This window comes from Mesorhizobium sp. M0062 (genome assembly GCF_040323125.1).
GTDB lineage: Bacteria > Pseudomonadota > Alphaproteobacteria > Rhizobiales > Rhizobiaceae > Mesorhizobium.
On record NZ_JAMYUO010000005.1, the window covers coordinates 170,333 to 184,868 of the forward strand.

At 62.9% G+C, this 14,536-nt stretch carries 22 protein-coding genes; 16 read left to right on the plus strand and 6 right to left on the minus strand.

The genetic code is table 11. The annotated features are described in order from the left end of the window. Window positions 1–170 precede the first annotated feature (170 nt). Complete coding sequence (locus tag NKJ64_RS08700) at window positions 171–1,241, plus strand: branched-chain amino acid ABC transporter substrate-binding protein (protein ID WP_023754385.1); 1,071 nt, start codon at window positions 171–173, stop codon at window positions 1,239–1,241. Continuing rightward, complete coding sequence (locus NKJ64_RS08705; RefSeq protein WP_023754384.1) at window positions 1,241–2,260, plus strand: P1 family peptidase; 1,020 nt, start codon at window positions 1,241–1,243, stop codon at window positions 2,258–2,260. Before NKJ64_RS08700 ends, NKJ64_RS08705 begins: the two co-directional genes overlap by 1 nt. 7 nt (window positions 2,261–2,267) lie before the next feature. On the opposite strand, the gene NKJ64_RS08710 is transcribed toward NKJ64_RS08705, so the two are convergent. Further along, window positions 2,268–2,522 carry a DUF2171 domain-containing protein gene (locus tag NKJ64_RS08710; protein ID WP_023711484.1) on the minus strand — a complete coding sequence of 85 codons (255 nt, stop codon included), beginning with the start codon at window positions 2,520–2,522 and terminating at the stop codon, window positions 2,268–2,270. A gap of 137 nt (window positions 2,523–2,659) precedes the next feature. On the opposite strand from NKJ64_RS08710, the gene NKJ64_RS08715 reads away from it, so the two are divergent. The 4 genes from NKJ64_RS08715 to NKJ64_RS08730 are packed head-to-tail and all read left to right on the plus strand — an operon-like array spanning window position 2,660 to window position 6,004. Beyond that, complete coding sequence (locus NKJ64_RS08715; protein ID WP_023754383.1) at window positions 2,660–3,385, plus strand: DUF2259 domain-containing protein; 726 nt, start codon at window positions 2,660–2,662, stop codon at window positions 3,383–3,385. A 56-nt stretch (window positions 3,386–3,441) separates the two neighbouring features. Then, the gene (locus tag NKJ64_RS08720) at window positions 3,442–3,906 is read left to right on the plus strand and encodes a hypothetical protein (RefSeq protein WP_023819439.1); all 465 of its coding nucleotides are present in this window, start codon (window positions 3,442–3,444) and stop codon (window positions 3,904–3,906) included. 59 nt (window positions 3,907–3,965) lie between these two features. Next, complete coding sequence (gene purB, locus NKJ64_RS08725; protein WP_352462372.1) at window positions 3,966–5,267, plus strand: adenylosuccinate lyase; 1,302 nt, start codon at window positions 3,966–3,968, stop codon at window positions 5,265–5,267. A gap of 8 nt (window positions 5,268–5,275) precedes the next feature. Further along, window positions 5,276–6,004 carry a metallophosphoesterase family protein gene (locus tag NKJ64_RS08730; protein ID WP_352462374.1) on the plus strand — a complete coding sequence of 243 codons (729 nt, stop codon included), beginning with the start codon at window positions 5,276–5,278 and terminating at the stop codon, window positions 6,002–6,004. A 15-nt stretch (window positions 6,005–6,019) separates the two neighbouring features. Here NKJ64_RS08730 and NKJ64_RS08735 read toward each other — a convergent pair whose 3' ends face one another. Beyond that, window positions 6,020–6,835, minus strand: coding sequence for a VOC family protein (locus NKJ64_RS08735; RefSeq protein WP_023754381.1), 816 nt, complete (start codon window positions 6,833–6,835; stop codon window positions 6,020–6,022). 194 nt (window positions 6,836–7,029) lie between these two features. On the opposite strand from NKJ64_RS08735, the gene NKJ64_RS08740 reads away from it, so the two are divergent. Then, the gene (locus NKJ64_RS08740; RefSeq protein WP_023708637.1) at window positions 7,030–7,584 is read left to right on the plus strand and encodes an RBBP9/YdeN family alpha/beta hydrolase; all 555 of its coding nucleotides are present in this window, start codon (window positions 7,030–7,032) and stop codon (window positions 7,582–7,584) included. 19 nt (window positions 7,585–7,603) lie between these two features. Here the strand turns inward: NKJ64_RS08740 and NKJ64_RS08745 are convergent, their stop codons facing one another. Both NKJ64_RS08745 and NKJ64_RS08750 read right to left on the minus strand, forming a co-directional pair. Continuing rightward, window positions 7,604–8,377 (minus strand): HpcH/HpaI aldolase family protein, encoded by a 774-nt coding sequence (locus tag NKJ64_RS08745; RefSeq protein ID WP_352462375.1) that lies wholly within the window; start codon window positions 8,375–8,377, stop codon window positions 7,604–7,606. Between the two features lie 126 nt (window positions 8,378–8,503). Beyond that, a complete protein-coding gene (locus NKJ64_RS08750) occupies window positions 8,504–8,824 on the minus strand; it encodes a DUF1476 domain-containing protein (RefSeq protein ID WP_023669091.1) in 321 nt (106 codons plus the stop codon). A 47-nt stretch (window positions 8,825–8,871) separates the two neighbouring features. Here NKJ64_RS08750 and NKJ64_RS08755 point away from each other — a divergent pair, with 47 nt between their 5' ends. The 8 genes from NKJ64_RS08755 to NKJ64_RS08790 all read left to right on the plus strand — a co-directional run bounded on the left by NKJ64_RS08755 (window position 8,872) and on the right by NKJ64_RS08790 (window position 12,609). Next, on the plus strand, window positions 8,872–8,994 hold the full coding sequence (locus tag NKJ64_RS08755) for a hypothetical protein (RefSeq protein ID WP_280790911.1): 123 nt from the start codon (window positions 8,872–8,874) through the stop codon (window positions 8,992–8,994). Between the two features lie 105 nt (window positions 8,995–9,099). Then, complete coding sequence (purC, locus tag NKJ64_RS08760; protein ID WP_013532127.1) at window positions 9,100–9,894, plus strand: phosphoribosylaminoimidazolesuccinocarboxamide synthase; 795 nt, start codon at window positions 9,100–9,102, stop codon at window positions 9,892–9,894. Window positions 9,895–9,982: 88 nt separating this feature from the next. After that, on the plus strand, window positions 9,983–10,225 hold the full coding sequence (purS, locus tag NKJ64_RS08765) for a phosphoribosylformylglycinamidine synthase subunit PurS (RefSeq protein WP_023715988.1): 243 nt from the start codon (window positions 9,983–9,985) through the stop codon (window positions 10,223–10,225). Between the two features lie 43 nt (window positions 10,226–10,268). Then, window positions 10,269–10,505 (plus strand): hypothetical protein, encoded by a 237-nt coding sequence (locus tag NKJ64_RS08770; RefSeq protein ID WP_245260653.1) that lies wholly within the window; start codon window positions 10,269–10,271, stop codon window positions 10,503–10,505. A gap of 62 nt (window positions 10,506–10,567) precedes the next feature. Beyond that, a complete protein-coding gene (locus NKJ64_RS08775; protein WP_155921663.1) occupies window positions 10,568–10,792 on the plus strand; it encodes a hypothetical protein in 225 nt (74 codons plus the stop codon). Then, complete coding sequence (purQ, locus tag NKJ64_RS08780; RefSeq protein ID WP_023715991.1) at window positions 10,789–11,457, plus strand: phosphoribosylformylglycinamidine synthase subunit PurQ; 669 nt, start codon at window positions 10,789–10,791, stop codon at window positions 11,455–11,457. Before NKJ64_RS08775 ends, purQ begins: the two co-directional genes overlap by 4 nt. 44 nt (window positions 11,458–11,501) lie before the next feature. Next, window positions 11,502–11,912 carry a hypothetical protein gene (locus tag NKJ64_RS08785; protein WP_023715992.1) on the plus strand — a complete coding sequence of 137 codons (411 nt, stop codon included), beginning with the start codon at window positions 11,502–11,504 and terminating at the stop codon, window positions 11,910–11,912. Window positions 11,913–11,916: 4 nt separating this feature from the next. After that, a complete protein-coding gene (locus NKJ64_RS08790; protein WP_352462413.1) occupies window positions 11,917–12,609 on the plus strand; it encodes a Pr6Pr family membrane protein in 693 nt (230 codons plus the stop codon). Here the strand turns inward: NKJ64_RS08790 and NKJ64_RS08795 are convergent. Then, window positions 12,576–12,821 carry a DUF1127 domain-containing protein gene (locus NKJ64_RS08795; RefSeq protein WP_023736518.1) on the minus strand — a complete coding sequence of 82 codons (246 nt, stop codon included), beginning with the start codon at window positions 12,819–12,821 and terminating at the stop codon, window positions 12,576–12,578. The two genes, NKJ64_RS08790 and NKJ64_RS08795, sit on opposite strands and share 34 nt — an antisense overlap. A gap of 93 nt (window positions 12,822–12,914) precedes the next feature. On the opposite strand from NKJ64_RS08795, the gene NKJ64_RS08800 reads away from it, so the two are divergent. Then, window positions 12,915–14,324 (plus strand): aminotransferase-like domain-containing protein, encoded by a 1,410-nt coding sequence (locus NKJ64_RS08800; protein WP_023736517.1) that lies wholly within the window; start codon window positions 12,915–12,917, stop codon window positions 14,322–14,324. 30 nt (window positions 14,325–14,354) lie between these two features. On the opposite strand, the gene NKJ64_RS08805 is transcribed toward NKJ64_RS08800, so the two are convergent. Beyond that, window positions 14,355–14,519 carry a hypothetical protein gene (locus NKJ64_RS08805; protein ID WP_023669098.1) on the minus strand — a complete coding sequence of 55 codons (165 nt, stop codon included), beginning with the start codon at window positions 14,517–14,519 and terminating at the stop codon, window positions 14,355–14,357. Window positions 14,520–14,536 lie beyond the last annotated feature (17 nt).

The window sequence follows — 14,536 nt, forward strand, 5'->3', positions numbered from 1 at the left end:
CCATAAGCGGGAATCCAAGCGTTATATATGGCGGCACACAATAGGCCACAAGCGAAGTGGTTGACGCCAATCCGCAAATTCCCGTGTTGCGCCTGGGGCGGGCAGCCTTTAGGTCTTGGCGGAAGAGACGCTGGAAGCATGCGACCGGCACGGAGGAATTCGTCGTCAGAATGCGACCCCCAACAGCTGTAATAGCGGCACTGCTCTGGCTGCTGCCTGCAAGCGCCGGCGCGCAGACTTTGCTTGTCGGCGTCGCCGCACCCCTGTCCGGTCCGTCGGCGATCCTGGGCAAGCAGATCGAGGCGGGTGCTGCCCTGGCAGCAGAAGCCAACGGCGCCGAGATCAGGACGGTCGACGATGCCTGCACCGCCGATGGCGGGGCTGCCGCCGCCAGGGAATTCGCCGCTGCGAAGGTCGATATCGTCGTCGGCTTCCTCTGCACCGAGGCGATCCAGGCGGCGCTGCCGATCCTGAAGGATGCCAACATACCGGTCATCACCGTTGGCGTGCGCACCGAAAGCCTGACCGACCGCCGCGCCAAGACCGGCTGGCCGGTCTATCGGCTGGGGCCGCGCGGCGACGACGAGCGCAATGCCGTGGCCGGCATCCTGACCCGGCTGTGGCAAAGCGAATTGTTCGCCATCGTCGACGACGGCACCATCTATGGCCGCGAAATCGCCGAGACGCTGCGCGCCGCGGCCGAACAGGCGGCGCTGAAGCCGGTCTTCACAGACACGTTCCGGCCCCAGCTCGACAACCAGATCGGGCTGATCGGCCGGCTGAAGAAGGCGGGCGCGACGCATGTCTTTGCCGGTGGCGACGGCGACGACATCGCCATTATGGGCCGCGACGCCGGCCAGCTCGAGGCCGGCATCGTCTTTGCCGGCGGCGAGAATTTGCGCACGCCACCCGGCGATGTGCCTTACGCCATCGGCACGCTGATGATCGCGCCGCCGGAATGGGCCGATGTCGCCGATCCCAAGGTGCTGGCGGCGTTTACGGCCAAAAACATCGCGCCTGATGGCTATTCCTTGCCTGCCTATGCGGCGGTGGAGATCGCCAAGACGGCCTCGGCGGTGTCCGAGGGCTCCGGCAAGGGGCTGGCCGACGCGCTAACCGGGCATGATTTCACCACCGCGATCGGGCCGCTGCGGTTCGACGACAAAGGCGATCTGAGCCAAAACCTCTATCGCGCCTTCCGCTTCGACGGGACGCGTTTCGTGCCGGCGGAGACGAACTGATGTTTCGCACCGGACCGCGCAATCTGATCACCGATGTCGCCGGCCTGCGCGTCGGCAACGCGTCGGACGCGAGGTTGAAATCGGGCGTCACGACCGTGCTGTGCGATGAACCGGCGGTCGGAGGCGTGCAGATCCTCGGCGGCGCGCCGGGCACGCGCGAGACCGACCTGCTCGAACCGCACAATTCCATCGAGGCGGTCCATGCCGTGGTTCTCTCGGGCGGCTCGGCCTTCGGCCTCGACGCCGCATCGGGCGTGCAGGCGGCGTTGCGTGAAAACGGCATAGGGATCGATGTCGGCGGCTTTCGCGTGCCGATCGTGCCGGCAGCGATCCTGTTTGACCTGCGCAATGGCGGCGACAAGGATTGGGGCCAGTACCCCCCCTACCGTGACCTTGGCTACGAAGCCGCCCAGGCGGCAACAGTCGACTTTCCGCTCGGCACAATCGGCGCCGGCACCGGCGCGCTAAGCTCCGGGCTGAAGGGCGGCCTCGGCTCGGCCTCGACCGTGCTCGACAGCGGCGTCACCATCGGCGCACTGGCCGCCGCCAACCCGACCGGCTCGGTGACGATTGCGCGTACACGCTATTTCTGGGCGGCGCCATTCGAGATCGGCGATGAATTCGGAGGCCTCGGCTATCCCTCGCCGATGCCGGACGACGCCAGGCGGATCCTGTTGAAATACCGCAACAAGCGTGTCGGTGGACAAGCCGAGGCCGGAGGCAACACCACCATCGCCGTCATCGCCACCGACGCCGTGCTGACCAAGGCGGCAGCCAAGCGGCTGGCCATTTCAGCGCATGACGGCTTCGTGCGCGCCATCTGGCCCGTGCACACGCCGGCTGACGGCGATCTGGTGTTCGCGCTGGCGACGGGCAAGAGCGGCATAGAACTCAGCGCCGACGATGCCGTCGATTTCTTTGCCGCCGCCGGCGCCACCATGGCGCGCGCCATCAGCCGCGGCATCCATGCCGCGACGCCGGCCGAAGGCGATCTGTTTGCGGTGTGGTCGTCGCGCTGACTTTCAATCAGGTCGGGTCGGACTCTTCTTCCTCGAAGCTGACCGCGACATCCGAATTTGCCGACAGCCAGACTTTCTGGCCCTCGACCTCGGCAAGCAGGCTCAAGGGAATGTAGTGGTGATGCCCCTGATGGGCGCCCTCGCCGCTGTCGGCCTTGGTCAACTTGATCCGCTCGCCATCGACCCGGTCGACGGTGCCGATGTGAACGCCGTCGGCGCCGATCACTTCCATATGCTCGCGAATCTTGCTGGCCTCATTCATGGGGTGTTCTCCTTTTGAAAACGATCGACGATAACAAACAGAGGCGAAATTGGATGCATCGCCTTTTGAATAGCACGATGTTTTGACTGTCTCGTGATAGGGAACGATCGAACCAGGGCAGGCGGAGCGGAACCCCGATGCGAAATCTCGTCCTGATTGGCGTTTGCCTGCTGGTCCATCTGGCATCCGCCATGGCCGCCCGAGCGGGCGATGTCGCCGAGCTTGAAATCCTCGGCTTCAGCAAGGATGGCAGCGTCTTCGCCTTCGAGGAATATGGTGTGGCAGACGGTTCGGGCTTTCCCTATGCCAATCGCTACTACATCAACACCGCCGACGACACGTTCCTGAAGGGCACGCCAATCCGGGTCCGGCTGGAGGATGAGACCGCCTCGCTCGAGACGGCCCGTCAGCAAGCCAAGCAAAAAGGCGAAGCAATCATTGCCCAGGCCGAGCTTACCGCCAACCGCGGCATCACCGCCGGCTTCAACCCGGTGACCGAATTGTCGGCCGACCCGTTCCGCATGGTGGTGAACCCACGGCCGATCTTTTCGCCGGTCGACCCGCCGCTGGAATTCCGGCTGGACGAGATCGGCATGAATGACACCGAAAGCTGCCAGAGCCAGGGCGAGGTCAACGGTTTTCGCCTGCTGCGGATCGAGGCCAGGGATGGCGGCCGGACCCATCTGCTGCATGAGGATAAATCGATCCCGAAAAGCCGTGGCTGCCCGAACGGCTACAGGATCGGCGCGGTGCAGACGTTCTCGATGGACAGCATCAGCGCCTATGCGGTGCTGATCGCGGTGCGCCAATACGGCTTCGAAGGGCCGGATTTTCGCTGGATCGCCGTGACCGGACGCCTGTGACATCGCTCGATCAATCCAGTTGGCGCAAGCGCGCCGGAAATCGCGTCAGCCGCGCCATACCATCGACGGGCGCGGCGCTTGTCGGCGCCTTGCTGTGGGCGATGGCCATGGGCGCCAGCGCGCTGACCGGTCTTTGGCTCGACAATTGGGAGACCCCGGAAAAGATCCGCTTCGTCGTCCTGCTGTTTGCGACCGGCGCGGCATTGGCCTTTCCCGTCGGGTTGTTCGCGGCGCGGCTGGTCTCGCTCGACCGGCATTGGGAGGTGGCGTTCGCCGCCGCCTTCGTCTGCCTGCTTGCCACGACGCTCGCCTTCACCGGCGGGTTGTTTGCGCTGCAATACCGCTCCTACTATGCCGAATGGCACGCGGAGGCCTTCACCGCCCGGTGGGCGTTCGAACTGGTCTTCACCTCGCTGACGGCGCTCTACCAGTTCGTGGTGCTGGGTATCAGGCTCTATTTTCCGCTCGGATTCATCGCGCTTGCCGCCGCCAGCGTGTGGTTTGCACGCCAGCAGCGTTGAGCATTCGGTCCGCCTCTGATAGGAGGCGCACTTAACCACCGACATATCAGGACTGACGGATGATCCCTCGCTATTCCCGGCCGGAAATGGTCGCCATCTGGTCGCCGGAAACCCGCTTCCGCATCTGGTTCGAGATCGAGGCCCATGCCTGCGATGCGCTGGCCGAGCTCGGCGTCATCCCCAGAGAAGCCGCCAAGACCATCTGGGAAAAAGGCGGCGCCGCCCAATTCGACGTCGGCAAGATCGACGAGATCGAGGCCGTCACCAAGCACGACGTCATCGCCTTCCTCACCCATCTCGCCGAATTCGTCGGGCCGGATGCGCGTTTCATCCACCAGGGCATGACCTCATCGGATGTTCTCGACACCTGCCTTGCGGTGCAGCTCGGCCGCGCCAGCGATATTTTGCTGGCCGACCTCGACGGCCTGCTCGCCGCGCTGAAGCGCCGGGCCTTCGAGCACAAGGACACCGTCACCATCGGCCGCAGCCACGGCATTCATGCCGAGCCGACCACGTTCGGCGTCAAGCTGGCGCAGGCCTTTGCCGAGTTCTCACGCTGCCGCGAGCGGCTGGTGCACGCACGGGAGGATATTGCCACCTGCGCCATATCGGGCGCGATCGGCACCTTCGCCAACATCGATCCCTATGTCGAAGAACATGTGGCGAAAAAGCTTGGGCTGAAGCCGGAGCCGGTGTCGACGCAGGTCATCCCTCGCGACCGCCATGCCATGTTCTTTGCCACGCTCGGCGTCATCGCCTCGTCGGTCGAGCGGCTGGCGACCGAGATCCGCCATCTGCAGCGCACCGAGGTGCTGGAAGCGGAAGAGTATTTTTCGCCGGGCCAGAAGGGCTCGTCGGCAATGCCGCACAAGCGCAACCCGGTGCTGACCGAAAACCTCACCGGCCTTGCCCGCATGGTGCGCTCCATGGCCTTGCCGGCGATGGAGAATGTCGCGCTCTGGCACGAGCGCGACATTTCGCATTCCTCGGTCGAGCGCATGATCGGCCCGGACGCCACGATAACACTCGATTTCGCGCTGTCGCGGTTGACCGGCGTCATCGACAAATTGCTGGTCTATCCCGACAACATGCTGAAGAACATGAACAAGTTCCGTGGCCTGGTGCATTCGCAGCGCGTGTTGCTGGCGCTGACCCAAGCCGGCGTCAGTCGCGAGGACGCCTACCGCCTGGTGCAGCGCAACGCCATGAAGGTGTGGGAACAAGGCGCTGATTTTCTTGAAGAACTGTTGGCCGACAAGGAAGTCACCGCAGCGCTGCCCGAAGCCGAGATCCGCGAGAAATTCGACCTGGGCTATCACACCAAGCATGTCGACACGATCTTCAAGCGGGTTTTCGGATAGGTTTTTCGATGCGGCTGGCCGTCCTTTCCGACATCCATGGGAATCTGCGCGCGCTTGAGGCGGTTCATGCGCAGATCAAAGACGCTTCTCCCGACATAATCGTCAATCTGGGCGATTGTCTTTCCGGGCCGCTATGGCCTGAAGAAACCGCGCAATATCTGATGGCGCAGAATTGGCCGACCGTGCGCGGCAATCACGACCGTGTGCTGATCGAGCCGCCTGCTTCCGGGTTGGAAGACGTCGATGCTTTCACTCACCAACGCCTGTCCCAGGCGTCATTGACCTGGCTCTCGGCATTGCCGGTCGCCCTGTCGCCTGCCCCGGACATCCTGCTTTGCCACGGCAGCCCGAGTGACGACAACGTGTTCCTGCTCGAGGAAGATGGAGGCAGCCACTTCCACCCGTCCAATGAAAAGCAGATCAGGCACAAGCTCGGCAGCGCCGGCGCCGGGCTGACCTTGTGCGGCCATACACATACGCCGCGCCTTGTGCGCTTGTCGGACAACCGGACAATCCTCAATCCCGGCAGCGTCGGCGTCCAGGCATTCCCCGGCCTGACCGTGACCGGCAGTCCGCATGCCCGCTACGCCCTCGCTACGCGCAAGGACGGACAATGGTCGTTCAGCCATCACGTGGTCAATTATGACTGGACCGAGACGTCCAGCCGCGCGACAGCCACCGGCTTCGACAGCTGGGCGCATGGGCTGCTGACGGGCTACGCCGCCAATTCCTTGTAAGAACCGAGCAGACGCTCAGCCTGGGGCGCCTGGCACGGTGCGGATCACCGTGCCCCACGGATCTTCCCGTGTGATGTCAGCGGTTGTCTTGTCCGAGCGCATCTCGACCCAGGCCAGCCCTGAGCGGGACGGATCGCGGCGCCCGGCGCCGGCGCTGTGCCACGAATTGCCACCGATATGATGGTGGTAGCCTCCCGACGACAGGAACACCGCCTGCCCTCCATACTTAGCGACCGTGTCGAAGCCAAATTCGTCGTGCCACCAGGCCTCGGCATCTTCCGGCCGGCCGACGCGCAGATGGACATGGCCGATAATGCTGTTTTGCGGCGCGCCCTGCCAGCCGGCGTCACCGGCCGGCACGCTGCCAACCACGGCGGCCAGATTCAGCCGCTCGGTCGCCATGGCGATCTTGTCGCCGTTCCACTTCCACTCCTGCGGCAGACGGTCCCTATAGATTTCAATGCCGTTGCCTTCGGGGTCGGTCAGGTAGAGAGCCTCGCTGACCAGATGGTCGGAGGCGCCCTCGATGCGGATCTTGTTGGCGGCGGCATGGTTTATCCAGCGGCCGAGATCGGCGCGGCTGGGCAGCAGGAAAGCGGTGTGGAACAGGCCGGCGCTGCGCGGATCGTCGGGCTTGGCCGCTGCGTCAGGCTCGATGACCAGCAGCGGGCGCTCGGCAGCGCCCAGCGTGATGGCGCCATCGGCGCGGCTCAATTCCTGCAGGCCGACAACAGCCCGGTAGTAATCGGCAAGTCCTTCGGCGTCGCGCGCCTTCAGGCCCACGCGTGACACGCTGACGGGGGTCGTCGCGGCAAAGGGCAGTTCGCTCATAAACTCTCCGTTCAGCGCGTTATCCCTGGGGCGCGCCACCAGCCTATTCTGTTGTCCATCTCTCCCCGCCTCAAATCGTCGATCCTGATCGTTCACACAAGATGGAAAGAATCGAACAGGTTGTTCACGATTGTGATGCACCGCATGCGTCAGCGCGGGTTGCACGAGACACGGCCGCTCGCTATCTCAGCGCCATGAAAGTCAAAGACGCAGATATCCTGATCGTGCCGGGCTACACCAATTCCGGCCCTGAACACTGGCAGACACGCTGGCAGTCGAAACTGTCGACAGCGCGTCGGGTCGAACAGGCGGAGTGGTCGAAGCCGGTGCGCGAGGACTGGACGGCAAGCGTGGCGAACGCTGTCAACGAGGCCGAGCGGCCGGTGGTGATCGTTGCCCATTCGCTCGGTGTGGCGGCCGCGGTGCAGGCCATTCCGCAGTTCAGGAAGCCGGTCGCCGGCGCGTTTTTTGTCGCGCCGCCCGACGTCGCCAACCCGGAGATAAGGCCGCGTCACCTGATGACCTTTGGTCCCTATGCGCGCGAACCGCTGCCCTTCCCGTCCATCGTCATCGCCAGCCGCAACGATCCGTTCTGCGCCTTCGAGGTTGCCGAGGACATTGCCGCTGCCTGGGGTTCGCTGTTCATCGATGCCGGCGAAACCGGTCACCTCAATGAGGATGCCGGCTTCGGCCCGTGGCCGGAAGGGTCGATGACCTTCGCCAAATTCCTGACCGACCTCAAGGCCTGACCGGGCAAGGCACCACGCCTCAGCCCTTGATCGAATCGTTCATGCTTTTGATGAGTGTCTTTGCGCCGAGCGAAATCAGCGCATGGTCCGAGCCCATCGCCAGCAGCCGGTAGCCCATCGCCACGACGCGGCCGGCAATCGCCGGCTCAACGACGTAGATTGCCGCATGCTTGCCCGCCTTGCGCGTCCGCTCGGCGATGGAGGTGACGGTTTCCATCATGCTTTCCAGCGTCGAATTGACGGTCGCGCCGTTCGACCATGCGATGGAGAAATCCGATGGGCCGAGGAAGATGCCGTCAATGCCCGGCGTGTCGAGGATGCCGTCCAGCGCATCGAATGCGGCGCGCGTTTCGACCATGGCAAAGGCCATGGTGCGTTGATTGGTGTCGCGCAGCCATTCGGCGTGGTCGCCTTTGCCATGGCGCGGAAAAGCATAGGTCGGGCCCCAGGAGCGCTCGCCCATCGGCGGATATTTCATCGCCGCGGCAAAGAGTTTTGCATCGGCCACCGAATTCACCATCGGTGCAATCACCGCCTCGGCACCGAAATCGAGGGCGCGGCTGGCCATGTCGAAGCGGCCGACCGGAATGCGCACCAGCGCCGGCTTGTTGGCGGCCAGCACCGGCACCAGCCCGCGCAGGACCGAGTCCTCGTGGTGTCCGCCATGCTGCATATCGAGGGTGACGGCGTCAAAACCCTGCTTGGCGATGATTTCGACCGTCAAAGCGTCCGGAACGCCGGACCAGGCGGTGAACAGCGTTTCATCCGCCGCCAGGCGTGACTTCAGGGACATGGTGCTTTCCTCGTTGGGTTGAGCCTTGTAACAGGCCCACGCACAGTTTCAGCCGGAAAAGGCTGAAAAGGCAAAGAAAAACCGCCCGGCTGGACCGGGCGGTCGATTGGTCCAGCGCTACTCGCTCTAGGTATTCTTGATCTGCTCGATCGCCTGCGCCATCAGTTCGTCCATGGTGCGGCGGATCTGGTGATCCGACTGGTCGACGCCGGCGGCGTCGAAATCCTTGCGGATCTTGCGGAATACGTCGTGATCGCCGGCTTCCTCGATATCGGAAACCACAACTTCCTTGGCATAGGCGTCGGCGTCAGTGCCGGATTTGCCCAGCTTTTCGGCGGCCCACAGACCGAGCGCCTTGTTGCGCCGTGCGGAAGCCTTGAAGCGAAGTTCTTCGTCGAAGGCGAATTTGCGCTCAAAACCCTCTTCGCGGTCTTTCATGCTGCTCATGGCTTCCCTCCGATGAAATCGATTCGCGTTGGCGATGGATATGTGTGTTGCCGCAGCACAAACCAAAAGGGCGCGGGCCGGTCAATATGCTACATCACTTGCTGCGCTGCGGCATTTCATTCCTGAAAGCGGTCGATGGAAAGGATTTGCCGATTGAGCAAACGCTGTGATTGGGATAGACCCGGCATTGAACCCCACCCGTCGCCGCACCAATTTAGGCAGACGGACAGGAACTGGTCGCTTGCCGCCTGCCCGCAAATCCAGAGAAAAATCAGATGAAAAATCGCCGCCGCATTTATGAAGGCAAGGCCAAGATCCTCTATGAAGGACCGGAACCGGGCACACTTATCCAGTTCTTCAAGGATGATGCGACCGCATTCAACAAGAAGAAACATGAGGTCATCGACGGCAAGGGTGTGCTCAACAACCGCATTTCCGAGTACATCTTCAACCATCTGAACCGCATGGGCATTCCGACCCACTTCATCCGCCGGCTCAACATGCGCGAGCAGCTGATCAAGGAAGTCGAGATCATTCCGCTCGAAGTGGTGGTGCGCAATGTCGCCGCCGGCTCGCTGTCCAAGCGCCTCGGCATCGAGGAAGGCACCGTTCTGCCGCGCTCGATCATCGAATTCTATTACAAGGCCGATGCGCTCGACGATCCGATGGTGTCGGAAGAGCACATCACCGCTTTCGGCTGGGCAAGCCCGCAGGAGATCGACGACGTCATGGCGCTGGCCATCCGCGTCAACGACTTCCTCTCCGGCCTGTTCATGGGTGTCGGCATCCAACTCGTGGATTTCAAGATCGAATGCGGCCGCCTGTTCGAGGGCGACATGATGCGCATCGTCGTTGCCGACGAGATCTCGCCGGATTCGTGCCGGCTGTGGGACGTGGCGACGCAGGACAAGCTCGACAAGGACCGTTTCCGCAGGGATATGGGCGGCCTCGTCGAAGCCTATCAGGAAGTTGCCCGCCGCCTCGGCATCATGAACGAGAACGAGCCGCCGCGCCCGACCGGCCCGGTGCTCGTCGCCTCGACCGATGGCCTCAAAGGCAAGCCGCACTAAGTCTTCATTTCTTGACGCAATTCCGGACGAAAAACCGCTTCACACTTTTCCTGGAATTGCTAAGTCTTCGAACAGGAACCTGTCCAGCATGATCAAGGCCCGCATCACCGTCACCCTCAAGAACGGCGTGCTCGACCCGCAGGGAAAAGCCATAGAGCACGCTTTGTCCGGACTGGGCTTCGGCGGCGTCGGCCAGGTGCGGCAGGGCAAGGTGTTCGACCTCGAGCTTGCCGAGACCGACAAAGCCAAGGCCGAGGCCGATCTCAAGGCCATGTGCGACAAGCTGCTGGCGAATACGGTGATTGAGAATTATAGTGTGACGCTTACCTGAGGTTGTATCCGGGGGCACTATGCCGGAAGTCACGAATGAGCTGATGTACGAACTTCTCAAGAAAATCCATTCACGAATGGATCGGCTTAAGAATGGTCTGGGCGAAGTCAAGCAAGAGATCGTTGCGATCCGGCTGCAGGCGTTGAGCACGCAAACGGATGTCGGCAATATCTACGCGATAACTGGTCGTATCGATCAACGTCTTGAGCGGATTGAGCAGCGCCTTGAATTGCGGGGACTCGCCGAAAAGCCTCAAACACCTTACGACCCAAGGCCATGAGATTTCCGTTTTGGCTTCATCGAAATGACGGCCGATCGACCTTGGCAACCGGATTGCACGTGTTGGCATTGGTGCTGACCTTACCCGCAATGCTGTTTGCGGCTCTCATGCTTCACGACTGGATCCGGGTTTCAACTGACTGGCACGATCTGTTATTTGGACCGAAGAGCGGGCTAGGCTGGTTCGGCTTGATGATTCTAGGGTTCACGCTGCTTGCTTATGTCTGCCTCGCGCTGCTGGCGCGCAGGATCAAACCGTCCCCAACGACCAGGGTGCCAACACCATGAAATCCGCCGTTGTCCTTCTCCCTGGCCTCAACCGTGACCGCGACATGATCGCGGCGCTGACCAAGATTTCGGGACAGGCGCCTGCGACCGTCTGGCAGACCGACACCGAAATCCCCGATGTCGACCTGATTGCCATCCCCGGCGGCTTCTCGTTCGGCGACTATCTGCGCTGCGGCGCCATTGCCGCGCGCATGCCGGTGATGCGGGCGGTTGCGGAAAAGGCGGCCAAGGGCGTCATGGTGATCGGTGTCTGCAACGGGTTCCAGATCCTGGTCGAGGCCGGCTTGCTGCCCGGCGCGCTGATCCGCAATGCGTCGCTGAAATTCGTCTGCCGTGAGGTGAAGCTGCAGATCGCCAATGCCAACACAATGTTCACCCGCCGCTATCAGCCGGGCCAGATCATCCGCACGCCGGTTGCGCATCATGACGGCAACTATTTCGCAGATCCCGACACGCTTGCCCGCCTCGAGGGTGAGGGACAGGTGGTGTTTCGTTATGCCGAGGGCACCAATCCCAACGGCTCGATCAACGACATTGCCGGCATCATCAGCGAAAAGGGCAATGTGCTCGGCCTGATGCCGCATCCGGAGAACCTGATCGAGGCAGCGCATGGCGGCAGCGACGGCCGCGCACTGTTCGAAGGCGCGCTTGGCATCGCCGCCTGAAATCCTTTTTAGAAATTCCTTTCAAAGCGCGGGGGCGGCTGACCATGAGACTGACGATTGTTCGCCTGGGTCTTCTGGCTGCCGCCGGTTTTGCGCTGGCATCCTGCCAGTCGAGCCCGAAGAGCGTGCCCGTGCCGACGGGCAAAAGCGCTTCGCTGCTGGCCATGGAGCAGGTGGCGATATCGGCCCACAAATGCTGGATCGCCAGCAAGGATCCCGCCTTCAAATCCTATCAGATGGCCAATGAGCTGAATTCGTTCAGCGGCACGCCGCGCTTCCTGCTGGTGCCGGCCAAGCATTATGGCGGCAAGCCGCTGCTGGTCGTCCAGGCGCAAGGCAATTCCAGCCGCGTCGACGTGTTCGGTCCGCTGATGGACGATCCGCTCGGCGCGCGCATCGGATCCGACATTGCGCGCTGGCAAACGGGCAACCCCTCCTGCAACGCGGCCGCCTGACGCCATGGGCCGCTTCCTGCAGTTTGCGGGATTGATCATCGGTCTGGCCGGGCTTGTCCTGCAAGCGTGCATCACCATCCCGGCATCGATGGAAGCCGGCCGCAGTTTTCTCGGCTCCATCGTCTTTCTGTTCAGCTTCTTCACCATCCTGACCAACATCGGTGCGGTGCTGGTCCATGTCTCGCTGCTGTCGCCTTCGGGCTACGCCTGGCTGCCGGCCTTTGCCGGGCCGCGGATGCGGGCGGGCGTGGCGGTGTCAATCGCCCTGGTCTTCATCGTCTATGCCACGGTTCTGGCGCAGCTCTGGCAGCCGCAAGGGCTGTTTCTGCTCTGCGACGTGCTGCTCCATTACGTGACGCCGGTGCTGTTCGTGCTGTGGTGGCTGGTGGCTGGCGCCGACGGCAGGACACGGTGGAGCGACATTTCCTGGTGGATGGCCTATCCGATCGCCTATCTCGCCTACGCGTTGGCGCGCGCGCCGATCGCAGGCGAAGTGCCCTATCCGTTCCTCGACGCCGCCAAGAACGGCGTGGCCAGCGTCGCGCTTGCGGCGCTGGCCGTCACCGGGGTTTTCCTGGTGCTTTGCATCCTCGCCGTGCTTGCCGACAAGGGCGTCTCACGCCTCAGGCTCCGCGCACCCGTCGTTGACGAACCGGCTCCGGGTCAGTCCCAGAGCCGTCGGATCCCTTCACGGTAGGCGTCGCCACGCGAAACACCGATATCCCTGAGTTGCTCGTCGGTCATTTCGAGCAAAGCCAGGCGGCCGCGACGGCGCTCGATCAGCACGTCGATCCATCGCGCCAGCGATCTGACCACATCCACGATCCGGCCGACAAAGCCTCGCCGGCTGGACGGGCTCGGCCCGACCAATTCAATGCCCGCGCAGCGGATTGTCTCGATTGTATCCATTGTCTTTCTGCCAACCTTGCAAATTGTACCCATCTTGGTACGGTTCTGATATGCATTGACACCCGATCTGGTGCAATATACAGAATTGTCACCATGACAAATTGGCTCCCTGACCTTACCATCGGTTCCGGCCCGCTTTACCAGCGCCTTGCCGACAGCATCGAGTCGGACATCGACAAGGGCGTCATCGATGCCGGGGCAAAATTGCCGCCGCAGCGCGATCTCGCCTATGATATCGGCACGACGGTCGGCACGATCGGCCGAGCCTATCAGCTGCTGCGCGAGCGCGGCCTGGTGAGCGGCGAAGTCGGTCGCGGGACCTATGTGCTGGCGCAGCAATCGGAAGCGTCACCCGAATTCGCCGAGCCTGCCGTGCAAGGCACGCGCTATGTCGATGCGCCGCCCGGCAAGCTGCGTTTCGACAGCACTGCCGCGCCCGACATCGGCCAGGGCGCCATTGTCGCTGACATGCTCTCGCGCACGGTGCAGGATCACCCGCACGAGATTTCGAGCTACACCAGGGATTTTCCGGAGCGCTGGTTCGAGGCCGGCGCCCGCTGGCTGTCGCGCAATTCGTTCCGTCCGGCGGCCGACACCATCGTTCCCACGCTTGGCACACATGCCGCGGTGATGGCGGCGATTGCGGCACTGACCACACCGGGCGACTATGTCGCCTTCGAGCACCTCACCTATTCGCAGATCGCCCGCAGCGCCGGGCTGATCGGGCGGCGCATAGCACTGGTGGCATCGGACGAAGAAGGCCTCGATCCCGAGGATTTCGAACGCGTCTGCGCGCAAAAGCACCCGAAGATGATCTTCCTGATGCCGACGGTGCAAAACCCGACGCTGGCGATCCTGTCGGTTTCGCGCCGCGAGGCGATCGCTCGTGTCGCGCGCGCGTACAATGTCATCGTCATCGAGGACGATCTCTATGGCGGCCTGACCGAAGATCCGACGCCGCTCATCGCCGAATATGCGCCCGAGCGCACCATTGTCGCCGGCGGTCTGTCGAAATCGGTCGCGGCAGGTGTTCGCGGCGGCTGGCTCTCCTGCCCGCCCGCCTATCGCCATCGCATCCGCGTCGCCCACAAGATGATGACCGGCGGAATGCCGTTCCTGCTGGCGGAGGTGAATGCGCGGCTGGTGCTGTCAGGGCAGGCTGGCGATATCCGCAAACGCAGCATTGCCGAAATTGCCGCCCGGATCGCCATCGTGCGCGAGACACTGGCCGGTTTCGCCTTCAAGTCACACGGCAGCGTGCCCTTCGTCTGGCTGACGCTGCCCGATCCCTGGCTGTCCGGCACTTTCAGGAGCGCATGCCTCGAAAATGGCGTGCTCCTCGACGACGAGGACGAGTTCAAGGCGGGGCGTTCCGAGCAGGTTTTTCACGGCGTGCGTTTCGGCGTCTCGCAGCCAAGGCGGCGCGAGGACATCACCGGCGGCGTCGCGGTGATCCGGCGGCTGCTGGAGGAAGGCCGCGCCGGCTACGACAGTTCGTCCTGACTCGATCCTCCTGTATCCCGATCTTCAGGTTCAGCCCTCTGCCTTGAAGTTTTTGGCTTCCTTCGCGCCCTTGTCCTTGCCGTGCTTCTCGGCCAGGTCCTTGGCCTGCTTGGGCGAAACGTCGGTGGTCTCGGCAATATGCATGGCCTCCTTGTCGGAGAGGCGATTGTCTTTCTTGCCTTGCTTGGTGGCCATGTCGAAATCTCCTGATT

Excerpts from the sequence above, each read along its gene's own strand:
- purC (WP_013532127.1), top strand. The coding sequence starts at position 9,100 with ATGAAAAATCGCCGCCGCATTTATGAAGGCAAGGCCAAGATCCTCTAT.
- NKJ64_RS08805 (WP_023669098.1), bottom strand. The coding sequence starts at position 14,519 with ATGGCCACCAAGCAAGGCAAGAAAGACAATCGCCTCTCCGACAAGGAG.
- purQ (WP_023715991.1), top strand. The coding sequence starts at position 10,789 with ATGAAATCCGCCGTTGTCCTTCTCCCTGGCCTCAACCGTGACCGCGAC.
- NKJ64_RS08795 (WP_023736518.1), bottom strand. The coding sequence starts at position 12,821 with ATGGATACAATCGAGACAATCCGCTGCGCGGGCATTGAATTGGTCGGG.
- NKJ64_RS08700 (WP_023754385.1), top strand. The coding sequence starts at position 171 with ATGCGACCCCCAACAGCTGTAATAGCGGCACTGCTCTGGCTGCTGCCT.
- purB (WP_352462372.1), top strand. The coding sequence starts at position 3,966 with ATGATCCCTCGCTATTCCCGGCCGGAAATGGTCGCCATCTGGTCGCCG.
- NKJ64_RS08705 (WP_023754384.1), top strand. The coding sequence starts at position 1,241 with ATGTTTCGCACCGGACCGCGCAATCTGATCACCGATGTCGCCGGCCTG.
- NKJ64_RS08770 (WP_245260653.1), top strand. The coding sequence starts at position 10,269 with ATGTACGAACTTCTCAAGAAAATCCATTCACGAATGGATCGGCTTAAG.
- NKJ64_RS08800 (WP_023736517.1), top strand. The coding sequence starts at position 12,915 with ATGACAAATTGGCTCCCTGACCTTACCATCGGTTCCGGCCCGCTTTAC.
- purS (WP_023715988.1), top strand. The coding sequence starts at position 9,983 with ATGATCAAGGCCCGCATCACCGTCACCCTCAAGAACGGCGTGCTCGAC.
- NKJ64_RS08750 (WP_023669091.1), bottom strand. The coding sequence starts at position 8,824 with ATGAGCAGCATGAAAGACCGCGAAGAGGGTTTTGAGCGCAAATTCGCC.
- NKJ64_RS08715 (WP_023754383.1), top strand. The coding sequence starts at position 2,660 with ATGCGAAATCTCGTCCTGATTGGCGTTTGCCTGCTGGTCCATCTGGCA.
- NKJ64_RS08735 (WP_023754381.1), bottom strand. The coding sequence starts at position 6,835 with ATGAGCGAACTGCCCTTTGCCGCGACGACCCCCGTCAGCGTGTCACGC.
- NKJ64_RS08785 (WP_023715992.1), top strand. The coding sequence starts at position 11,502 with ATGAGACTGACGATTGTTCGCCTGGGTCTTCTGGCTGCCGCCGGTTTT.
- NKJ64_RS08740 (WP_023708637.1), top strand. The coding sequence starts at position 7,030 with ATGAAAGTCAAAGACGCAGATATCCTGATCGTGCCGGGCTACACCAAT.
- NKJ64_RS08745 (WP_352462375.1), bottom strand. The coding sequence starts at position 8,377 with ATGTCCCTGAAGTCACGCCTGGCGGCGGATGAAACGCTGTTCACCGCC.
- NKJ64_RS08710 (WP_023711484.1), bottom strand. The coding sequence starts at position 2,522 with ATGAATGAGGCCAGCAAGATTCGCGAGCATATGGAAGTGATCGGCGCC.
- NKJ64_RS08790 (WP_352462413.1), top strand. The coding sequence starts at position 11,917 with ATGGGCCGCTTCCTGCAGTTTGCGGGATTGATCATCGGTCTGGCCGGG.
- NKJ64_RS08730 (WP_352462374.1), top strand. The coding sequence starts at position 5,276 with ATGCGGCTGGCCGTCCTTTCCGACATCCATGGGAATCTGCGCGCGCTT.